The sequence below is a fragment of the Kitasatospora sp. NPDC127067 genome (genome assembly GCF_042724755.1).
GTDB classification, from domain to species: Bacteria; Actinomycetota; Actinomycetes; order Streptomycetales; family Streptomycetaceae; genus Kitasatospora; species Kitasatospora lactacystinica.
In genome coordinates this window covers 1-19,796 of the sequence record NZ_JBHXEM010000095.1, presented here as the reverse complement: position 1 = coordinate 19,796, position 19,796 = coordinate 1, and the positions used below count along the sequence as shown (strand labels likewise).

The 19,796-nt window shown below is 74.8% G+C and carries 21 protein-coding genes and 1 pseudogene; 7 read left to right on the top strand and 15 right to left on the bottom strand.

Going from position 1 to position 19,796, the window contains the following annotated elements; all coding sequences use genetic code 11:
• Positions 1-124: 124 nt before the first annotated feature.
• The 4 genes from ACFWJ4_RS29835 to ACFWJ4_RS29820 all read right to left on the bottom strand — a co-directional run bounded on the left by ACFWJ4_RS29835 (position 125) and on the right by ACFWJ4_RS29820 (position 4,934).
• The gene (locus ACFWJ4_RS29835) at positions 125-1,531 is read right to left on the bottom strand and encodes a family 2B encapsulin nanocompartment shell protein (RefSeq protein WP_380549225.1); all 1,407 of its coding nucleotides are present in this window, start codon (positions 1,529-1,531) and stop codon (positions 125-127) included.
• Positions 1,532-2,136: 605 nt separating this feature from the next.
• Positions 2,137-2,652: a hypothetical protein gene (locus ACFWJ4_RS29830; RefSeq protein ID WP_380549222.1), complete on the bottom strand. Its 516-nt coding sequence runs from the start codon at positions 2,650-2,652 to the stop codon at positions 2,137-2,139.
• A 159-nt stretch (positions 2,653-2,811) separates the two neighbouring features.
• Entirely contained in the window at positions 2,812-4,266 is a 1,455-nt protein-coding gene (locus ACFWJ4_RS29825; protein WP_380549219.1) for a PLP-dependent aminotransferase family protein, read from the bottom strand.
• Positions 4,267-4,340: 74 nt separating this feature from the next.
• Positions 4,341-4,934, bottom strand: a complete 594-nt coding sequence (locus ACFWJ4_RS29820) for a universal stress protein (protein WP_380549216.1) — start codon at positions 4,932-4,934, stop codon at positions 4,341-4,343.
• Positions 4,935-5,416: 482 nt separating this feature from the next.
• On the opposite strand from ACFWJ4_RS29820, the gene ACFWJ4_RS29815 reads away from it, so the two are divergent.
• Positions 5,417-5,812 (top strand): transglycosylase family protein, encoded by a 396-nt coding sequence (locus tag ACFWJ4_RS29815; RefSeq protein WP_380351380.1) that lies wholly within the window; start codon positions 5,417-5,419, stop codon positions 5,810-5,812.
• A gap of 126 nt (positions 5,813-5,938) precedes the next feature.
• Here ACFWJ4_RS29815 and ACFWJ4_RS29810 read toward each other — a convergent pair whose 3' ends face one another.
• Positions 5,939-6,523, bottom strand: a complete 585-nt coding sequence (locus tag ACFWJ4_RS29810; protein WP_380549213.1) for a pyridoxamine 5'-phosphate oxidase family protein — start codon at positions 6,521-6,523, stop codon at positions 5,939-5,941.
• A gap of 183 nt (positions 6,524-6,706) precedes the next feature.
• Here ACFWJ4_RS29810 and ACFWJ4_RS29805 point away from each other — a divergent pair, with 183 nt between their 5' ends.
• Positions 6,707-7,657, top strand: coding sequence for an AraC family transcriptional regulator (locus ACFWJ4_RS29805; protein WP_380549210.1), 951 nt, complete (start codon positions 6,707-6,709; stop codon positions 7,655-7,657).
• A gap of 172 nt (positions 7,658-7,829) precedes the next feature.
• On the opposite strand, the gene ACFWJ4_RS29800 is transcribed toward ACFWJ4_RS29805, so the two are convergent.
• Positions 7,830-8,243, bottom strand: coding sequence for a CBS domain-containing protein (locus tag ACFWJ4_RS29800; protein WP_380549250.1), 414 nt, complete (start codon positions 8,241-8,243; stop codon positions 7,830-7,832).
• A 201-nt stretch (positions 8,244-8,444) separates the two neighbouring features.
• On the opposite strand from ACFWJ4_RS29800, the gene ACFWJ4_RS29795 reads away from it, so the two are divergent.
• The 4 genes and pseudogenes from ACFWJ4_RS29795 (at position 8,445) to ACFWJ4_RS29780 (ending at position 11,753) form a co-directional block, all read left to right on the top strand.
• Positions 8,445-9,365 (top strand): helix-turn-helix domain-containing protein, encoded by a 921-nt coding sequence (locus ACFWJ4_RS29795; protein ID WP_380549207.1) that lies wholly within the window; start codon positions 8,445-8,447, stop codon positions 9,363-9,365.
• Positions 9,366-9,368: 3 nt separating this feature from the next.
• Positions 9,369-9,809, top strand: coding sequence for a VOC family protein (locus ACFWJ4_RS29790; protein ID WP_380549204.1), 441 nt, complete (start codon positions 9,369-9,371; stop codon positions 9,807-9,809).
• A gap of 153 nt (positions 9,810-9,962) precedes the next feature.
• A pseudogene (gene ligD, locus ACFWJ4_RS29785) lies at positions 9,963-10,832 on the top strand (non-homologous end-joining DNA ligase); the annotation flags it as partial.
• 66 nt (positions 10,833-10,898) lie between these two features.
• Positions 10,899-11,753 (top strand): DNA ligase, encoded by an 855-nt coding sequence (locus ACFWJ4_RS29780; RefSeq protein WP_380549248.1) that lies wholly within the window; start codon positions 10,899-10,901, stop codon positions 11,751-11,753.
• 13 nt (positions 11,754-11,766) lie between these two features.
• Here ACFWJ4_RS29780 and ACFWJ4_RS29775 read toward each other — a convergent pair whose 3' ends face one another.
• The 4 genes from ACFWJ4_RS29775 to ACFWJ4_RS29760 all read right to left on the bottom strand — a co-directional run bounded on the left by ACFWJ4_RS29775 (position 11,767) and on the right by ACFWJ4_RS29760 (position 13,580).
• Entirely contained in the window at positions 11,767-12,351 is a 585-nt protein-coding gene (locus ACFWJ4_RS29775; protein ID WP_380549201.1) for a type 1 glutamine amidotransferase domain-containing protein, read from the bottom strand.
• An 11-nt stretch (positions 12,352-12,362) separates the two neighbouring features.
• On the bottom strand, positions 12,363-12,659 hold the full coding sequence (locus ACFWJ4_RS29770; RefSeq protein ID WP_359899332.1) for a PRC-barrel domain containing protein: 297 nt from the start codon (positions 12,657-12,659) through the stop codon (positions 12,363-12,365).
• Positions 12,660-12,663: 4 nt separating this feature from the next.
• On the bottom strand, positions 12,664-13,068 hold the full coding sequence (locus tag ACFWJ4_RS29765) for a hypothetical protein (protein WP_380549198.1): 405 nt from the start codon (positions 13,066-13,068) through the stop codon (positions 12,664-12,666).
• 65 nt (positions 13,069-13,133) lie between these two features.
• The gene (locus ACFWJ4_RS29760; protein WP_380549195.1) at positions 13,134-13,580 is read right to left on the bottom strand and encodes an HAD family hydrolase; all 447 of its coding nucleotides are present in this window, start codon (positions 13,578-13,580) and stop codon (positions 13,134-13,136) included.
• A 196-nt stretch (positions 13,581-13,776) separates the two neighbouring features.
• Here ACFWJ4_RS29760 and ACFWJ4_RS29755 point away from each other — a divergent pair, with 196 nt between their 5' ends.
• Complete coding sequence (locus ACFWJ4_RS29755) at positions 13,777-14,481, top strand: DUF4328 domain-containing protein (RefSeq protein WP_380549192.1); 705 nt, start codon at positions 13,777-13,779, stop codon at positions 14,479-14,481.
• A 36-nt stretch (positions 14,482-14,517) separates the two neighbouring features.
• Here ACFWJ4_RS29755 and ACFWJ4_RS29750 read toward each other — a convergent pair whose 3' ends face one another.
• The 5 genes from ACFWJ4_RS29750 to ACFWJ4_RS29730 all read right to left on the bottom strand — a co-directional run.
• The gene (locus ACFWJ4_RS29750; protein ID WP_380549189.1) at positions 14,518-15,117 is read right to left on the bottom strand and encodes a GNAT family N-acetyltransferase; all 600 of its coding nucleotides are present in this window, start codon (positions 15,115-15,117) and stop codon (positions 14,518-14,520) included.
• Positions 15,118-15,186: 69 nt separating this feature from the next.
• Complete coding sequence (locus ACFWJ4_RS29745; protein WP_380549187.1) at positions 15,187-15,843, bottom strand: TNT domain-containing protein; 657 nt, start codon at positions 15,841-15,843, stop codon at positions 15,187-15,189.
• Between the two features lie 238 nt (positions 15,844-16,081).
• On the bottom strand, positions 16,082-17,425 hold the full coding sequence (locus ACFWJ4_RS29740; protein WP_380549184.1) for a geranylgeranyl reductase family protein: 1,344 nt from the start codon (positions 17,423-17,425) through the stop codon (positions 16,082-16,084).
• 599 nt (positions 17,426-18,024) lie between these two features.
• Positions 18,025-19,125 (bottom strand): calcium:proton antiporter, encoded by a 1,101-nt coding sequence (locus ACFWJ4_RS29735; protein ID WP_380549181.1) that lies wholly within the window; start codon positions 19,123-19,125, stop codon positions 18,025-18,027.
• Positions 19,126-19,216: 91 nt separating this feature from the next.
• The coding region (locus tag ACFWJ4_RS29730) for a transglycosylase SLT domain-containing protein (RefSeq protein WP_380549178.1) at positions 19,217-19,796 on the bottom strand (580 nt) is incomplete at its 5' end.

Below are 19,796 nucleotides of genomic sequence, written 5' to 3'. Positions count from 1 at the left end.
ACGACCAGAAGTGATCAGACATGGTCAGGCGGACGGCCCGCCTTCGGGGGGGCGGGCCGTCCGTCATCAGGTCAAACGATCTTCGAGCCGGCCGGTTACGGCCCGCGCCCGCTGTTCCGCGCGCTCAGCTGCGACGGTGCGCGATCTCCACGTTCTCCAGCACGCCGACCGCGTCCGGCACCAGGATGGCGGTCGAGTAGTAGGCGCTGACCAGGTACGAGATGATCGCCTTCTCGTCGATGCCCATGAAGCGGACCGACAGCGACGGCTGGTACTCGTCCGGGATGCCGGTCTGGTGCAGGCCGATGACGCCCTGGTTGTCCTCACCGGTACGGATCACCAGGATCGAGCTGGTGTTCTCCTTGGTGACCGGGATCTTGTTGCACGGCAGGATCGGCACCCCGCGCCAGGCCGGCACCTGCTGCCCGCCGAGGTCGACGTGGGTGGGGTACAGCCCGCGGGCGTTGAACTCCCGGCCGATCGCGGCGATGGTCCGCGGGTGGGCGAGCAGGTAGTCGGGGTCACGGCGACGGTTGAGCAACTCGTCCAGGTCGTCCGGGGTGGGCGGGCCGGAGTGGGTCTGGATGCGCTGGTCGAAGTCGGCGTTGTTGAGCAGGCCGAACTCCGGGTTGTTGACGATCTCGTGCTCCTGGCGCTCGCGCAGGGCCTCGATCGTCAGCCGCAGCTGGTGCTCGGTCTGGTTCATCGGCTGGTTGTACAGGTCCGCGACGCGGGTGTGGACCTTCAGGACGGTCTGCGCGACGCTCAGCTCGTACTCACGGGGCTTGAGCTCATAGTCCACGAAGGCACCGGGCAGCTCGAACTCGCCGCGGTGGCCGGCCGACATGGCGATCTCGGCCTCGCCGCGCTCGTTCTGCGCCTGGAGCGGCAGGGCCAGGAAGGCCTGGAGGTGCTCCCGGAGGCTGGGCGCGTTGTCCCGGATGGCGGCGAAGTCCGCCCGGGTCAGCGTCAGGGCGACACCGGCGGTGGCGGTCTTGGCGGTGAACTCCCAGGTGGCGTCCGGGTTCAGCAGCGCGTCCTCGCCGAAGCGGTCGCCGTCGCCGGCCACGCCGACCACGGTGTCGTCGCCGTACTTGCCGGTGCCGATCTTGTTGACCTTGCCGTGCGCGATCAGGAAGATCTTGTCGGCGGCGTCCCCCTGGGTGGCGAGCACCTCGCCGGGGCCGAAGTCCCGCTGCTGGCAGCGGTCGGCCAGGGCGGTGAGGACGTCCTCCTCCTCGTAGCCGCGCAGCAGCGCCAGCTCGCCCAGCTCCGCCGGGATCACCCGGACCTGGGAGCCGGTCTTGATGAACTCCACCACCCCGTTGCCGACGGCGTAGGTGAGCCGGCGGTTGACGCGGTAGGCGCCACCGGCCGCCTGGACCCAGGGAAGCACCTTGAGCAGCCAGCGGGAGGTGATCTCCTGCATCTGCGGTGCGGACTTGGTCGTGGTGGCAAGGTTCCGGGCAGCGGCTGTCGCGAGGCTCTGCTGCTTGGCCTGCACTGCCTCCGGGCTCGTGTCCACGGTCATCGGCAGGGATCTCCATTCCTGTGATCGGGTCACGCGTCCAGGGGCATACCGGCCCGTCCTGGCGCATGCCATGACGGATCATCAGATCCGCTTACTGGTGGGGGCGTTGGTGTTTCACGCGAAAGGCGGCCGCCATCTCCGGGCGGCCCATCCGGAACCCTAGATCACCAGGACCCGACCGGGCCCGCACGGAGGCCCACTACCCCCCGATAGGGTGAATCTCACCCGGTCCGCCCCCACAGTCACATAAACTCCGGGAACATCCGTTCGCCCCTGGGATCCCCGTGCTGCCAGAGGCTTTCCAGCCCCGGCCCGGGCCCTGCCGAACGGCCCGGAGGCCATCGCCGGACGTCAACCCGGCGCACCGTCCCGGCGTCGGCGCGGAGCGCGCGAACCGCCCGAGCAACGCGCCGATCCCGGCAACGCGACGGTCCCGGGGACGCGAAGGTCTCCGGGAACGCGAAGGGCCCGTCAGGTGCCGGCACGGGGGAAGCCGGCACCTGACGGGTGAACGGGGGGCGCGCAGGGCGGGGTCCGCACCGGGGAGGCCCGGGCGCCCGCGACGGGCTGCCGATGACGCCGACGACGCCGACGGTCCCGCCGGGTCAGGCGCAGGCGACCCGGGTACCGGGGATGCCGATGATCCCCGAGTTGTTGGTCTCACCGCCGTTGTACTCGTAGTACAGGTAGGAGTAGAAGTCGATCCGGGTGTCCGGGCCGCAGACCGAATCCGGGGCGATGGCGTACGTCACCGTGAAGGCGCTGCTGGCGCCCGGGGCGAGTGGAACGCTGTAGCGGGCGATGCCGCCGTGGACGTTGTCACTGCACCCGTTGGTCTGGGTGCCGCAGGCGGTCGCGGTGAACTTGAGCCCGTTCTCCAGACTGGTGGCGTAGGTCTCCTGGACACTCTGGTAGACGAACTGGATCGGGGTGTCGTACGGGTTGGTGAGCGTCAGGGAGAGCGTGAACTCGCCGCCCCGGACGGTCGTCTGCTTGTCGGAGACGGCCGTGAGGGGCAGCTGGGTGTCGGCCCGGGCGGCGGGGGCGACGGCGAGGAGCAGACCGACGACGAGGGCCGGACACGCGGCGAGCGCGGCGCGACTCGGATGTGTTCTGCGCATGACCAAGGAGCGTAGGCCTCGCCTCCGCCCGGGTTGCGGTCCTCGGCCCCGGTCCGTACCGACGCAGGAGCGGCGAACGGACACCGCGCACCCGCCGCCCGCGTTCCGCCCCCACGGGCGTACCCGGGGCCCTATGCTTCGCCGCTCCTCCCCGCCCCGTCACCCGCAGGGCGGCAGGATGTCGCAGAGCGCGCCGAGCGCCGCCGGGTAGGCGTGGTCCGGCGGCGTGGCGTAGCCGACCACCAGTCCGTCGACGGCGGGCATCGCCTCCTCGCCGATCGCCGGGTGGCGGTAGTCGGCGAGCCCCTCGACGGCCAGGCCCCGGTAGGCGGCGGCCTTGAGCACCGAGCGCTCGGTGCCCGGCTCCAGCCGCAGCACCGCGTGCAGGCCGGCCGCGATGCCGGAGACCTCGATGTGCGGAGCGCGGGCGGCCAGTGCGGCCACCAGCTGGTCGCGGCGGTCCCGGTAGCGGCGGCGCATCCGGCGCACGTGCCGGTCGTAGCCGCCGGAGTCGATGAAATCGGCGAGGGTGAGCTGGTCCAGGGCGCTGGCCCAGCCCTCGCGTTCGCCCTTGGCGGCGAGCACCCGGTCCACCAGGTGGTCGGGCAGCACCATCCAGCCGAGCCGCAGCGCGGGGGTCAGGCTCTTGCTGGCGCTGCCGAGGTAGACCACCCGTTCGGGGTCGAGCCCCTGGAGAGCGCCGACCGGCTGGCGGTCGTACCGGAACTCCCCGTCGTAGTCGTCCTCCAGGAGCAGCCCGCCGCGCCCGCGTGCCCAGTCGACCACGGCCGCGCGGCGGCCCGGGTGCAGCGGGCCACCGGTCGGGAACTGGTGGGCGGGGGTGAGCAGAGCCGTCCGGACCTCCGGATACCGGGCCAACTCACCGGTCCGGGCGCCCAGTTCGTCGATCGACAGCGGAACGGTGTCAACGCCCGCGGCGGCCAGCAGCCCGCGGTGGAAGCCCAGCCCGTACGCCTCGACGGCCAGCGGGCCGTGCTCGGCGGGCGGCAGAACGGGTGCGGCGCCGTCGAAGAGCAGCCGCAGCGCGTGGGCGAAGCCGGAGCAGACCACGATCCGGTCGGGGTCGGTGCGCACCCCCCGCGCACGGGCGAGGTAGTCGGCGAGGACGGTGCGCAGCTCGCGCCGGCCCTGGGGATCGCCGGGCCCGAAGGCCTCGTTGGGGGCACCGGTGAGGGCCCGGCGGGCGGCGGCGAGCCAGGCGGTGCGCGGAAAGGAGGCGGCGTCGGGCTGCCCCTGCCGCAGGTCGTGGGTGGGGCCGGGGCGGCGGACGGGCCGGCGGGCCCGGGTGCGCGGGACGGGTTCGGCGCGTTCGGCCACGGTGGTCCCGGAGCCCTGGCGGGCGGTCAGCCAGCCCTCGGCCACGAGTTCGGCGTAGGCCTCGGCGGCGGTGTTGCGGGCCAGGCCGAGGTCGGTGGCGAGGGCGCGGTAGGGCGGCAGCCGGGTGCCGGGGGCCAGTCTGCCGCTGCGGATCGCCTCGCGCAGCGCCGCCATCAGCGCGGCGCGCCGACCCCCGGTGGCGGGGAGGTCGAGGTGCAGGTCGTTGCCGGTCGAGTGGGCGGGCTCGGAGGGGTGCGTGCCCCGCGTGTCCGTCATGGTCACGCACCCTACCGGCCGCCGCCCCGGCCCTCCTCGGGCGGCTGCCCGGCCGCGGGCCGGGACTGTGCGACCTACGGCACGACGGTGACCGGCCAGCGGCCGGCCTTGACCAGCCGGACGGCCACCGAACCGATCACCTTGTGCCCCGCCTGCTCGGAGACGCCGACCACCACGGCGTCGGCGCGCAGTTCGTCCGCGAGCTTGGCGAGGCCGCCGTACGGGTCGCCGCGCATGGTCAGGAAGCGCCACTCCACCTTCCACACCTCGCGCACCCGGTGCTCGGCCTCGCGCAGCGCGGCCAGCAGCTCCTCGGCGATCTCCTGGGTGGTCTCCTCCACCGCGGCCCCGGCCAGGGCGGTCGCGGCGCCGAGGATCGGCTGGATGTACGCCACCGCGAGGACGGCGCCCTGCCGGCGGGCCAGTCCGGCGGCGTAGGCGGTGGCACGCCAGGAGGAGTCGGAGCCGTCCAGGCCGGCCAGGATCACGCCGGGGCCGTCGGTGCCCAGCTCGAAGCCGGCGGGTGCGGCCGCGGCCTCGTGTCCCGGGGGGCCGGTCGGCGCCCCGGCCGCGGCGGCCCCTCGCGCGCCGGCGTCCGCCGCCCCACCCGTACCGGCGGCCGCCTCTCCCGCGTCCGCCGTGTCCGCTGCATCGCTCTCGTTGCTCATGGAAATGAGGCTATGCCCGCCACCGGGAGTGACGGCGGCGGGCCCTCCGGGTGAGGGCTGTGGCCCGGGCCACCCGGGGCGGTGACCGGGGCGCCGAATCCGGCACCGGCGGCTGGCCGACCGTCACGCGCTGTCGACCGTGTGGGCGGCCTCACAGCGGTTCCGTGGGGGGTTCGGAGTGGCGCGGGCCACTTCCCCAGGCTATTTGATCTTGGAAATAGGGGTAAATCGGGCGAAATTGCCACAATTCCTTGATCCTTACGCCCGGTAACAGCCCTCTGACATGGCTAAACCTTCGAATCCTTGAAACCGCCACGACCACCCCCGTAACTTCGAACCCGTTGCACCGAGCGATCCGCTCCGGCCGGGCCAACCGCCCCCGGGCAGGACGGTGCAGAACCACGCGAGTGACGTGTCCCCGAAACCGACGGCCTTCCGAGGGTCTGGTTCCGCGCGCTCGCGAACCCTCCGAAAGGAACTCCATGACCTTCCGCAACGAGACCGCCGCTGCCGCCACCACCGCCACCCCGAAGCGCCGCAACCGCGTCCGGATGGCTCTGATGGCCGGGGCGCTCACCGCCCTGCCCGCGGCCGGCCTCGTCGCGGCCACCAGCGCCTCCGCCGCGCCGGCCACGGTCTGGGACAAGGTCGCCGCCTGTGAGGCGACCGGCAACTGGGCCGTCAACTCCGGCAACGGCTTCTACGGCGGCCTGCAGTTCACCTCCAGCACCTGGGCCGCCTTCGGTGGCACCGCCTACGCCCCGCAGGCCCACCAGGCCACCAAGGCGCAGCAGATCTCCGTCGGCGAGAAGGTGCTCGCCGCCCAGGGTCCGGGCGCCTGGCCGGTCTGCTCCGCCAAGGCCGGTCTGACCAAGTAGGACCGCACGCCACGAGGCCGCCGCACCCCACCCCGGGGTGCGGCGGCCTCGTCGCGCCCGGGGCCCGCGGGATCGGGGCGGCCGGGGTGGTCGGGACGGTCGGGCCGGTCAGGGCAGCCGTGCCGGTCAGGACGGCCGGGGCGGGAGCGGCAGCGGGACGGCCGGCAGGCCGTCGATGCTGGTGCCGACCAGCGGCTTGCGCTCGCAGTAGGCGCCGAACTCCTCCTCGTCCTTGCGGTCGAAGTACTGGGCGTGCAGGTCGCGGTCGGCGCGGTAGTCCATGAACGGCACCGCGTAACCGCAGGAGTCGCTGACCCGCTCGGCCTCGACCAGCACGATCGCCCGCAGACCGGAGCCGTCCGCGGCCGGGTCGAAGTGGCGCAGCAGTCCGGCGAACCGCGGGTCGTCCCGGAAGACCGGCTCGCCGCGCCCGTGCACCCGCACCACGGTCGGCGGGCCCTCGAAGGCGCACCACATCAGGGTGATCCGGCCGTTCTCCCGCAGGTGGGCGACGGTCTCGGCCTGTGAGCCGCCGAAGTCCAGATAGGCGAGGGTGAGTTCGTCGATCACCACGAGCGTCCCGGCGCGACCCTTGGGCGAGAGGTTGACGTGCCCGTCGGCGGCCAGCGGGGCGGTGGCGACGAAGTAGACCGGCTGGCGCTCGATGAAACCGCGCAGCCGGCCGTCGATGCGTTCGTACTGCTTTCCCATGGGCGCAAGTGTGCCCGCATCCCGACTGGTGGGAAAGGAGGTTCCGGCCCCTGAGACGGCCTCTCGGGCGGCCCGGGCCGCCCGAAGCCGACCGATCGCCGTCCGCGCCCTCCAAAGGCCGCCCGGCGGCGCCTACGATGGTTCGGGTACCTGCCACCCGCCAGGCCGAGCACGGGAGTTGCGATGACCCGGAGCACCCTCCCCACCACCGCGCCCGGGACGGTCCTCGGCACCCCCGCAGCGCCGTTGCGTCCGTACGTCCTCGGCTACCGCGGCTACCGGCTGGCCCTGCGCCAGCCGCTCCGACGGCTGGAGGTGCCGACGGACGTGGTCACCGTGGCCCTCGCCTTCGACGGCACGATGAGCCTCACCGACGCCGTCTCCCCCGCGCCCGCCACCGCCTTCGGCTCGGTCGCGGCCGGGCTGCGCCGCACCGCGACGATCGCCGAACACGCGGGCGTGCTGCACGGTTTGGCCGTCTCGCTCACTCCGCAGGGCGCCTTCCGGGCGTTCGGTCCGCTGGCCGGCGAGCTCGGCGGGCACTGGGCCGAGGCCGGGGACGTGCTGGGCCCGCGGCTGCGGGCGCTGACCGACCGGCTCGCCCACGCCCCGAGCTGGCCGGCCCGGTTCGCCATGCTGGACGGCTACTTCGGTGCGCTGTTCGCGTACGGGCCGGACTGGGACCCGTCCGTGCACTGGGTCTGGCGGCAGCTGCGGCACACCCACGGGCTGGTGCCGATCGGCGCCCTGGTCGAGGGCACCGGCTGGAGCCGCCGCAGGCTGGAGCTGCGCTTCCGCGAGCACCTCGGGCTGGCCCCCAAGCAGGCGGCCGGCATCCTCCGGCTCCAGCGCACCCTGAACGTCCTGACCGCCCACGAGGAGCGGACCGCCGGGGACCACCCCTTCGGGCGCCGCCCCGCCGGGGCGCGAACCACCGGCGCCGACCTGGCCACGCGCTGCGGCTACTACGACCAGTCGCACCTCGACCGGACCTTCCGCGCCATGGTCGGCCGCTCACCGAGCGCGTTCCTGGCGTCCCGGCGCACCGCCGCCGCCCTGCCCGAGCCCGCCGGTCGGGTCACCGACCGGGTCACCGGGCGGGTGACCAGCACCCTCCTGGACGCCGGAGGCTGAGGCGCACGCCCGCACACGGCGCGTGGTCTCCGAAAGTGCGCGGCCGCCGACGGTGCGCATTTGTACAAGACGAACCGGTGCCCCGCCCGGCACGCTCGAAGGGCCCGGCCGGTACGGGGGACCGGCCGGTCACAGGGGCGGGCAGGCACGGGGCACGCGGGGTGTCAGCCGGTCACTGCTTCATGTAGACGCTGTCCATGAACTCGATGATCTGCTGATCGGTCAGCCGCTGGCCGTCGCGGTGCCCCATCGCCAGGTCGGCCTCGCTGATCATGCCGACCAGCCGGTCGCCGTCGATCACCGGGATGCGCCGGATCTGGTGCTGCTCCATCTTGCGCAGCACCGCCTCCATGCTGTCCTCGGCGCGCACGCAGTGCAGGTGGCCGGAGAGCTCCATGGCCGTCATGGTGGCCGGGTCCTTGCCCTCCGCGATACATCGCAGCACGATGTCGCGGTCGGTGATGATTCCCTTCAGCTTCTGGTCGTCGCCGCAGATCGGCAGCGCGCCCACGTTCTTGTCGCGCATCATCCGCGCGGCCTCGGCCAGCGTCTGGTGGGCGCCGACGCACTGGGCGCCGGTGTGCATGATGTCTCGGGCAGTGGTGGTCACGGGGACTCCTTCGTCGGTGGTTCCCCCCGCTGGTCCCCCCGGATCCCCCCGGCGGCGCTCCCGGGCTCCCGCCGTCGGAGCGGAAGGGGTGTGACCGCGCCCTCACCATAAGCAACCCCGCCCCCGCCCGCGACCCCGGCCCGGCGCCCGGCGGCCCCGACCGCCGATACTGGGAGGATGACCACGGACGCCGAGCGGACGGTCGACGAGGCCGTCCGGGCCCGGCCCACCACGGCGCTGCGCCCCTACCTGGCCTGGTACTCCGGCTACCGGCAGCGCGGCCTCGCCCCCGCCGTGCACCGCGGCCTGCCCTCCCCGTACCTGACCTTCATCCTCACCCTCGACGAGCCGCTGGTGATCGCCGGGCACCCCGATCCCGCACAGCCGCCCGGCAGCTACCCGACCCTGCTCGGCGGACTGCACACCGCCCCCGCGCTGATCACCCACGAGGGCGCCCAGTCCGGCGTGCAGATCGCCGTTCACCCGCTCGCCGCCCGGGCGCTGTTCGGGCTGCCCGCCGGGGAGTTGGCCGGGATCGACGTACCCGCCGAGGAGGTGCTCGGCCGGTTCGCCCCGCGGCTCCGGGAGCAGCTGCTGGCCGCCCCCGACTGGACGCAACGGTTCGCCGTGCTGGAGGGGGCGCTGCTGCGGGCCGCCCGTCCCTCCGGCGCGGTGCCGCCCGAGGTCGGCCGGGCCTGGCAGGCACTGCGGCGCAGCCACGGCGCGCTGCCGGTGGCGGAGCTGGCCCGGGAGACCGGCTGGAGCGCCCGGCACCTCCAGGAGCGGTTCCGCCGGGAGACCGGGCTGACCCCGAAAGCGGCCGCCCGGGTGATGCGCTTCGACCGCGCCCGGCGCCTGCTCGCCGCCGCCGATCCGCCTCCCCGGCTCGCGGAACTGGCCGTGCGCTGCGGGTACTTCGACCAGGCGCACCTGGCCCGCGAGTTCCGGGCGCTGGCCGGGGCCGCGCCGAGCGCCTGGCTGGCGGCGGAGGGGCCGGAGCAGGCGAAGTTCCGAAACGTCCAAGGCGGGGCGCCGGGTGCGGCCGCAGAGTGGGAGGCGGAACGACCGGCACGACGACCCACGCTTCCCGAGGAGTGAGCCATGGACGCCACCGAGACCCCCGCCCCGCAGGTCTGGCCCAGCCTGCGCGCCACCGACGCCCGGGCCCTGATCCGCTTCCTGGTCGAGGCCTTCGGCTTCCAGGAGGTCGTCACCTACGGCGAGGGCGACGTCGTCGCGCACGCCGAACTCGCCTGGCCCGAGGGCGGCGGCGTGATGCTCGGCTCCGAGCGCGGGACGCCCGAGGGCGCCGAGCCCTGGCCGGGCCGGCCGGGCGGCTTCACCGCGTACGTGGTCACCGCCGACCCGGACGCCGTGCACGCCCGCGCGGTGGCCGCCGGGGCCCGGATCACCACCGGACTGTACGAAACCGACTACGGCTCGCGGGACTTCGCCGCCACCGACCCGGAGGGCAACCGCTGGTACTTCGGCACCTACCCGGGCGCGCCCCGGCCGCCCGCCGGGCGGACGACGGGAGTCTGAAGACGGACCCCGGGAGCCCTCGGGGCGGCCGCCGCCGAACCGGGGCAGACTGGCTGCGGGGGCACCCCACCGGAGGCGCCGGAAACAGCGGAGGCACCTGAGCTTCGGAGACGGCGGAGGCATCGGAGGCATCGGAGGCGGAGCGTGCCGCAGATGACGGTGGACGGGCGCACCCTCGCCCTCTCCCACCTCGACAAGGTGTACTACCCGCGCACCGGCACGCCCAAGGGCGAGGTGCTGCGCTACTACGCCGCCGTGCACACCGCCCTGCTCCCGCACCTGCGCGACCGCCCGGTCTCCTTCCTGCGCTGCCCGGACGGCGTCGAGGCGGAGGTGTTCGTCGCCAAGAACCCGCCGCCCGGCACCCCGGACTGGGTGCGCACGGTCGACGTGCCGAGCAACACCGGCGAGCTGCGGCAGGTGGTGCTGGAGGACGGCGCGGCGCTGCTGGCGGTCGCCAACCTGGGCTGCCTGGAACTGCACGTCCCGCAGTGGCACGCGGCCGCGCCCGCCCTCGCCGACCGGCTGGTGCTGGACCTCGACCCCGGCGAGGGCGCCGACGTGCTCACCTGCCGCACGGTCGCCCTGCTGCTGCGGGAGCGGCTCGCGGCGGACGGTCTGGCGGCCTGGGTGAAGACCTCCGGCTCCAAGGGCCTGCACCTGCTGGTCCCGATCGAGCCCACGCCGAGCGCCCGGGTCTCCGGTTACGCGAAGGCGCTGGCGGCCGCCCTGGAGGCCGAGCACCCGGAGCTGGTGGTGCACACCATGGCCAAGGCCCGGCGCCGGGGCCGGGTGCTGGTCGACTGGTCGCAGAACAACGCCAAGAAGACCACCGCCGCGCCGTACACCCTGCGGGCCCGGCCACTGCCGACCGTCTCCACCCCGCTGGCCTGGGCGGAACTGGAACGGGCCACCGAGGAGCGGGACCTGGTCTTCACGCTCGCCGAGGTGCCCGACCGGCTGGCCGCGCACGGCGACCTGCTCGCCCCGCTGCTGGACCCGGAGCGGGCCCGGCCGCTGCCCGGTGCGCCCTCGGTGTCCGGAGCGCGGCCGCCGGCGCGCCAGGTGCTGCACCCGCCCGTCGAGGTGATGCGCCCGGCCGCCGTGACCGCCGTCCCGCCCGCCGACGGCCTGGGCGGCGGGGGCGTGCAGTACGAGCTGAAGCTGGACGGCTTCCGCTGCGTCGCCTTCGCCCGGGGCGGGCGGCCCGCGTACCTCCAGTCGCGCGGCGGCCGCGACCTCGCCGCCGAGTTCCCGCCGGTCGCCGCCGCCGTCGCCCGGCTGCCGGAGGGGCTGGTACTGGACGCCGAGCTGGTCGCCTGGCGCGGCGGCCGGTTCGCCTTCGGAGAGCTGCTGCGCACCCGCCGGGCCCGCGCCGCCGCCCCCGAGGTGGCGCTCGGACTGATCGCCTTCGACCTGCTGGCGCTGCCCGGCCGCGACGTCCGCGGACTGCCGCTCACCGACCGCCGTCGGCTGCTGCTCGCCGCCCTCGCCGACGTCCCGCCGCCGATCCGGCCGGTCATGGCCACCACGGACCGGGCGGAGGCGCTGGAGTGGATGGAGCGGCTCGCCGACACCGGGGTGGAGGGCCTGGTCTGCAAGGCCGCCGCCGCCGCGTACCGGCCGCGCGGCGCGGGCCGGGTCTGGGTCAAGTTCCGCCGCGGCGACACCCTGGACGCCACCGTCGGCGCCGTCACCGGCCCGTCCGACCACCCGCACGCGCTGGTCCTGCGGCTCGACGACGGCCGGGTGCTCCTGACCTCCCCGCGGCTCACCCCGGTCCAGTCCGGCGAGGTCGCCGAGGTCGTCCGCCCGCTGCTCGGCCCGCCCGGCACCGACCCCGAGCACGGCCCGGTCCACCCGCTGACCTCGCCCCTGCGCGCCGAGTTCACCCTCACCGGCCGCCCGCCCACCGCGACCTTCGTCCGCCTCCGGGGCGACTGACGTCGGCCCGCGCTCACTTCCCGCGCTTCGCCGACGCGTGGGCGAACTCCGTGACGAAGGCGTCGTCGAACAGCGGCAGGTCGGCGGGCCTGCGGCTGGTGACGAGCGGGCCGGGGCCGTCGTGGCAGACGTGCACCGGCTCGTCCACCCAGTGCGCGCCGGCGTTGACCAGGTCGGTGCGCAGGCTGGGCCAGGAGGTGAGGGTGCGGCCGCGTACGGCGTCGGCCTCGATGAGCGTCCAGGCCGCGTGGCAGATCGCCGCGACCGGTCGGCCGGCGGCGCCGAAGGCGTGCACGAAGGCGACCGCCGGGCGGTCCAGGCGCAGCCGGTCGGGGTTGGCGACGCCGCCGGGGAGGACCAGCCCGTCGTAGTCGGCCGGGTCGGCCTCGGCGACCAGGGCGTCGACGGCGAAGGTGTCGCCCTCGGCGTGGTGCCGGACGGTCCGGACCCGCCCCTCGGCGGTGGACAGCAGCCGCGGGGTGCCGCCGGACTCGGCGACCGCCTGCCACGGGTCGGTCAGTTCGACCTGCTCGGCCCCGTACGGCGCGACCAGGAACGCGATCGTCCGGCCGGTGAGCGTGGTGGACGGCCAGCCCATGGCGCGGTCCCTCAGCCCGGGTGCGGGGCGGTCAGGTCGACGGCCACGGGCGGAGCGGTGCTGAGCCGGGCGCGCGGGCAGTCGAGGTGGACGGCGCGGTCGAGGTGGTCGAGCCGGGCGACCAGTCCGGCCGGGACGAGCACCCGGGCGCCCGGCACCCAGGGCTCGGCGTCGACCAGCAGGTGGTCACCGGCGTCCTGTTCGACCCGGCCGACCGGGCCGTCGGTGGCGTGCACCTCGTACCCGACCAGCGCGAGGTCGGCGGCGGGATGGGAGCCCGGGCGGTACTCCCACAGATCGGTGGTCATGGCGTCACGCCTCCGGCCGGTCCCAGGGCCGCCGATCGCGGCGTTCCCGGAACTCCGTCGCGTCCGCCGGTGCGACACCGCTGCGGGCCTCGCGCCGACGGCGCAGCAGTTCGGAGGCGGCGACCGCGGCCCCCACCGTCGCCGCCCAGACCACCCCGAGCGCGACCAGCACGGCGGTGGCCGGTGTCCGGGCGCCCACGCCGAAACAGATCGCCGTCATCACCAGGGCGGTCAGCGTCACCCCCGCCGTGACCCTGCGTCCGACCCCGCGGAGCACGCGCCGGACCCGGCTCGGCGCTTTGGCGCCCATCGTGCTCAGCTTCCGGTCGAGCCGTGTGTCCTGGCGCAGATCGGACTCGATCTCCTCGAGGAGCCGCCGCTCCCATCCGCTCAAAGCGGGACCGTCCATCTCGGTCACCTCCGACACTTCCGGTGACGTGCTCGCACCCGGCGGTTGCCCGGTACGGGCCGGCACTAACCGTTGCGGGCACCGCCTGTTCCGGCGCCGACGGGCCCGAAGGCCCGGGGGCGGGCGAGCAGGCTGTCGTCCAGGACCCCCAACAGGGCGGCGGCGTCGCGGTGGACCTCGGCCGCGCCCGCCGCCCGCAGCTCCGGGCCGGTGTCCCGGCCGGCCGTCAGGGCGACGCACGGCACCCCGGCCCGCCGCACGGCCCGCACCTCGCGCACGCTCCCGGCGACGGCCACGGCGTGCCAGGGCCTGCCGTCCACCAGGTCCAGCGCGGCTCTCACCGGATCGCCCCCGGGATCGGCCACGGTGAGCGCCGGAGCCCCGGCGGGACCGGGGCCGGTCAGCACCACCGTCCACCCCCGGGCGGCGCACTCGCGCAGCAACTCGGCACCGCCGGGCAGGGTGGGCTGCCACCAGTCGGTACCGAAGAGAGCCGCCGAGACCACCGTCATGACCACCGCTTCCGTTCGCGGGCGACGCGCCGAATGCTCCCTTCCAGGTTAGGTCGCTCCCGCGCCGCGCGCGCAGCCTGCGCCCGGGCCTCCGGGAAACCTCTCGACGGCCCGGAAAAGTGGCTGGTCAGGGGTGATCGTTTGGCCCTAGGGTGTCGCTCCATCACATTGGTCCAGTCCAGGAGCCCGATCCCCGATGCCTTCGCCCGCCGTGTACCGCTCGCCGAGAGCCGGCGCCACCGCCGCCACCGTTCTGCTCGCCGTGAGCGCCGCCACGACCCTCGCCCCGCTCGGCGTGGGCCTGCGCCTGTACGGGGAGGCCGGCGATCTCGCCACCGGCGCCGAGTCCGACGGCTCCGCGCTGATGGACACGGCGCAGCTCTACGACAACGTCGGCTACCTCCAGCTGGTGGCCCTGGCCGCGTCCGCGGTCGCGTTCGTCATCTGGTTCCACCGGGTCCGGGTGAACGCCGAGGTCTTCGACCCGCGCGGGCACCGGTTCAAGCGCGGCTGGGCGATCGGCGCCTGGTTCACCCCCGTGGTCGCGCTCTGGTTCCCCCGCCAGATCGCGGGCGACATCTGGCAGGCCGGCGCCCGGCCGGACGCCTCGGGCGTGCGCCCGCAGCTCCCGCAGACGCTGCTCAACCTCTGGTGGGCCACCTTCTGGATCTCCAACGCGACCGGCCGGGTCGGCTCCCAGTACCTCGACTCGGCCTCGGCGCAGTACGCGGACGGCTACCAGCAGGCCGTCGGCTGGCTGATCGCCTCCGACCTGCTGCTGGTGGTGGCCGCCGTCCTCGCCGTCCTGGTGGTCCGCGGGCTGACCGCCATGCAGGAGGAGCGCTTCACCGAGTCCGCCGCCCCCGCGTTCGGGCTCCACGGCGGCACCGTCCGGGGCTGAGCCCGGTCGGTCGGCCGGGGCCCGCGGGCGGGGCGCTCAGTCCGTGAACGGGTCGGAGGCCAGCCGGGCGTGCAGGTGCTCGTCCGTGTAGACGCCCCCGCCGTAGGTGTAGGAGGCGCGCAGGGTGCCCTCGTACGGGAAGCCGGCCCGCGCCGCGACCCGGCAGGAGTCCTCGTTGCCGACGGCGTGGTAGAGCTCGATGCGGCGGGCGTCGGCCTGCTCCACCGCCCAGCGGGTGGCGGCGGTGGCGGCCCGGGTGGCCAGGCCCCGGCCGCGGGCGGCGGCGAGCAGCCAGTAGCCGACCATGACCACGCCGTCGTCCCGGTTGGTCCACACCAGGTAGGCGTTGCCGCACAGGCGGCCGTCGGCGGCGTCGACGACGGCGAAGGGGGCCGCGGTGCCGTCGGCCCAGCGGGCCTCGCAGCGGTCGAGGTAGGCCTCGGCGTCGACCGGGCCGGAGCCGCTGAGCGGGGTCCAGCGGGCGACGGCCGGGTCGGCCGCGGCGGCGACCAGGGCGGGCACGATGCCGCCGGGCACGTCGAGGCCGTGCCCGAACGGGCGCAGCAGGGCGTCGCCGAGGTCGAGGACGGCGGGGCGGAAGACCCGCCGGTCTGTGGCGGGATCGCTGATGGTCATCCCGTCTTCCTATCCCCGGCGGCCCCGGGCCCGCCAGCGAATTTCCCGGGGCCCGGGCCCGCGGCGGGGTCAGATCCGGGCCAGGTAGCCGTTCTCGACCAGCCAGAGCACGTTCGGCCTGGCCGGGCCGCCGGGCAGCAGGGCGCCGTCGAGCTGGTACTGGAGGCCCCAGCCGGGCTGGTTGAACCACGGCGCGATCGGGCCGGCGTGCACCGTGAAGGCCTTGACCACCTTGTAGTCGTGGTAGTTGCAGGCGGCCGGCGGGTTGCTGTCCAGGCTCTGCGGCGGGAGCGCGCGGTTGGCGTAGGGCAGGCCCTCGGGGGCGAGGTAGGCGCCGTACTCGCTGCCGTAGCGGTCGATGTTCTGGTTCGGGTACAGCGTGAGGTCGAACTCGATCGGGCTGCCGTCGGGCAGGGTGACGTAGCCGTCGGCCGGCGGGTAGATCCAGCCGCCCTTGCCGCCGTTGCCGGCCGGGTCGTAGTACTGGGCCAGGAAGGTCTGGTCGCTCGCGCCGCCGGTGCGCTGGTAGCCGGCGAGCTGGCGGCCGACCGGGCCGGTGGTCGGGAGGTCGGCGGGGCCGAGGCGGGCGTCGTCGTGGTGGAAGGCGACGGAGCACTGGTCGGAGGGGGTGGCCGCCGGGGCCGCGAGGGCGGCGGGGGTGCTCACGGCGGTGAGGGCGGCGGCCGCGGCGAGCGGCGCGACGAGCAGGCGAAGGCGAAGGCGCACGGTGTCTCCGTCGAACGGGTCAGCGGTCGAAAAGGGAGCCACGGAGGGGCGTTGTGCTCACCCTCCGTGGCTGGTTCGACACCAGGCAATCGGATCTTCTGATCATTCGTCAATATGATCCGTACGACTGCTCGTTCGACTGCGCGGATTCCACCGAACCCGGGACAGCGGGGCCGCCCGTCCAGGAGGATGAACGGTCCGGCGCCACCGGGCCACCTGCCCGGGCCACCTGCCCGGGTCACCTCCCCGGGGCGACCCGCCCGATCAGGTGGAGCAGCCGGTCGAGGGCGTCCTTGGAGTTCGGCTCGGTCAGGTTGACCATCAGCCGGAACGCCACCTTCAGCAGCGCCGGGTGGCCCAGCCCGGCGGCCCCGGCCGCGCCGAGCAGCTTCGGGCGGCCCAGCAGGTCGGCGGCCAGACGGCCGAGCGCGAAGTAGCCGGCGTACGCGGAGCGCAGCGCCTGCGGGTAGGCGCGCAGGGCGAGTTCGCGGCCGCGGTCGGTGCGGCGGGCGAGCGCCTGGACGATGGTCTCGGCGGCGAACCGGCCGGACTCCATCGCGTAGGCGATGCCCTCGCCGGTGCCCGGGCTGACCGTGCCGCCCGCGTCGCCGACCAGCAGCAGGCCGTCGGCGTAGTGGGGCCGGCGGTTGAGGCCCATCGGCAGGGCGGCACCGCGGATCGGCTCGGTGACCCCGTCGGGGGTGTAGCCGTACTCCGGGGGCAGGCCGTCGCACCAGCGGCGCAGCAGTTCCCGCCAGTCCACCTCGGTCCCGGTGGTGTCGAGGACCCCGAGGCCGACGTTGGCGGTGCCGTCGCCCATGCCGAACACCCAGGCGTAGCCGGGCAGCAGGCCCCGGGCCGGGTCGTCGGGGTCGCGCAGGTCGAGCCAGGCCTCCAGGTAGCGGTCGTCGTGGCGCGGGGTGGTGAAGTACGTCCGGTACGCGACGCCCATCGCGCGGTCGGTACGGCGGTAGCGCTTCATCGCCACCGACAGCCGGGTGGAGTTGCCGTCGGCGGCGACCACGACCGGGGCCCGGTAGGCGACCGGCCGGCGCTCCTCCCCCGACCTGGCGGTGACGCCGGTGATCCGGCCGGTCCGCTCGTCCAGCAGCGGGCCCGTCACATTGACGCGTTCGACCAGCCGGGCACCGGCCGAGGCGGCCTTGCGGGCGAGCAGTTCGTCGAAGTCGGCACGGCGCCGGACCAGTCCGTACCCGGGGTAGGCGGAGAGCTCGGGCCAGTCGAACTCCAGCGAGCGGCGCCCGGAGATCAGCCGCAGGCCCCGGTTGTGCAGCCAGCCGGCGCCCTCGGAGACGTCGATGCCGAGGTCGGTCAGCTGCTTGACGGCGCGCGGGGTGAGGCCGTCGCCGCAGACCTTCTCGCGCGGGAAGGCGGACTTCTCCAGCAGCAGGACGTCCAGCCCGGTCCGGGCGAGGTGGGCGGCGGCGGTGGAGCCCGCCGGTCCGGCGCCGACCACGATGACGTCGGCGCTCTCCGCGGCCCGGACGGCCTCCTCGTCCCTGTCGGTCTCCTCGGGCCGGACGGTCCGCTCGGGTCGGACGGTCTGCTCTGGGCCGGGCATCGCACTCTCCCACGGGTCGGATCGGCTGTACTCGCGACGGATTCCTCGGACTGGGCGGTTCCGGACGGGACGATAGAGAACCCCGGCACCCGCCCGCCGCCCCGACACGCAGGCCGCCGCCGCGAACCGGTCAATACCGGCCACCGCGGCCGTCCGGGCTCACCCACCGGACCGGGGAACGGAGTCGACAGCTCGGGCCGCTCGGCGACACCCGGCACCATGACAAGCGGGTGATCGAGTACCTGCGGGGCGCCGCGGCCGGGCCGGGGCGCCACTGAGCCCCCGGCCCGCGAGCAGCTGCGGGACCGGGGGCTCCTTGTCGTTCCACGGTGCGCACCCCCTGACCAGGGGGTCCACCGGCGGTCGCACCGGATTCGACGAGGGGCCCCGGCCACGGGGGCGGCCCAGGGACCCTCACCCGGTACCACGGCCGCCGCCGCTCCCCGGGTTCACCCACGGCCCCGTCGGCCCCGTCGGCCCCGTCAGCCACGCTGGCCACACCGGGCCCACGCGGTCCGGCCCCGGGAACGCCGGAAGCCCCTGGTCCGCACGGGGGAACGGGCCAGGGGCTTCCACTCCGGACTACGGACGGCGGGCCCTCACGGGTTCAACGCCAGCACCACGTACCCCGCCAGCACCGCCAGGTGCACCGCGCCCTGGAGCGGGGTCGCCCGGCGCGGGATGACCGTGAGGGTGAGCAGCATGATCGTCAGGGTCAGCAGCACCATGTGCGCCGGGTCGAGGCCGAGGACGAGGGGACCGGAGAGCCAGCTGGAGGCGATCGCGACCGCCGGGATGGTCAGGCCGATGCTGGCGAGCGCCGAGCCGAGGGCGAGGTTGAGGCTGGTCTGCACCCGGTTGCGGACGGCCGCGCGCAGCGCCGCGATGGTCTCCGGCAGCAGCACCATCAGGGCGATCACCACGCCGACGACCGCGTGCGGGAGCCCGGCGTCGTCCACCGCCTTCTCGATGGTCGGCGACACGCCCTTGGCCAGGCCCACCACCGCCACCAGGGCGACGGCGAGCAGCAGCAGGCTGACCCCGGCGGCCCGGACGGTCGGCGGGGAGGCGTGCTCCTCCTCGTCCAGCACCCGGCCCTCGGGGGTGACGGGCAGGAAGTAGTCCCGGTGCCGGACGGTCTGGGTGGCCACGAACAGCCCGTACACCACCAGCGAGGCGGTGGCCGCGAAGGTGAGCTGGGTGGTGGAGAACTGCGGGCCGGGCGAGCTGGTGGTGAAGGTCGGCAGCACGAGGCTGAGGGTCGCGAGGGTGGCGATGCAGGCGACCGCGGCGCCGGTGCCCTCGGCGTTGAACACGGCGGTCCGGTACTTGACGGCGGCGACCAGGATGGACAGTCCGAGGATGCCGTTGCAGGTGATCATCACGGCGGCGAAGACGGTGTCCCGGGCCAGCGTGGAGGACTTGTCCCCGCCGTCGGCCATCAGCGTCACGATGAGCGCGACCTCGATCACGGTGACCGCCACCGCGAGGACCAGCGACCCGAACGGCTCCCCCGACCAGTGCGCGATGACCTCGGCGTGGTGCACGGCGGACAGCACGGCACCCACCAGGAAGCAGGCGACCACGGCCACCACCCAGCCGGGCAGTTCCTTGTGCCAGGTCAGGGCGAGGACGAGGAACGACACCACCGGAACGACGACGGTCCATTGCGCGACGGCCGCGCGGAGCTTCGTGATCATGCCGCCGAGGATCCCAGACCGGAGGCCCGTCACCCGGGTGCCCGCGCCGGGATTCGTAGGGATGTGGCATAACTCATCCCATTTCGCGGCGTCACCCTCCGTAGCCACCAAGGTACTGAAGCACTTTGTCGACATGTGGTCGAACCCGTTCCGGCACGCCCCCGGCGGCCACCACGCTCTTGTCACTGGTGCGGTAGGCCGCCGCGACCAGGGCGGGCAGGCCGCGGGTGAGCCCGCGGTGCTTTATCTGCTGGTCGAGCCAGCAGACGTAGTTGCCCATCGCGGCGATCGCGTCGCCCGGGTCCCAGTACGACTTGGCTCCGGGGTGGGTGGCGGCCTTGCCCCAGGCCTCGAAGACCGAGGGCGTCCACATCGCGATGCCGTACTCGCCGGTCTCCGGGCGGGCCGCGTTCGGGTCGAAGCCGCTCTCGGCCTTCAGCATGGCGGCCAGCAGCACCGGGGTGACCTCCGGCTCGGGGCAGCGCCGCGCCGCGGTCTCGATCATTCCCCGGTAGGCCACCGGGACGTCCGAGCCGGCCGGGATCGCACCGGGCAGCGGGGGCACCGCGCGCCGGGCGGCGCCCGGCCCGCCCGGCTCCGGCCCGCCGGTCAGGGCGAGGACGGCGAGCCCGCAGGCCAGCAGGCCCGCGCCGGCCCGGACGGCGGCGCGC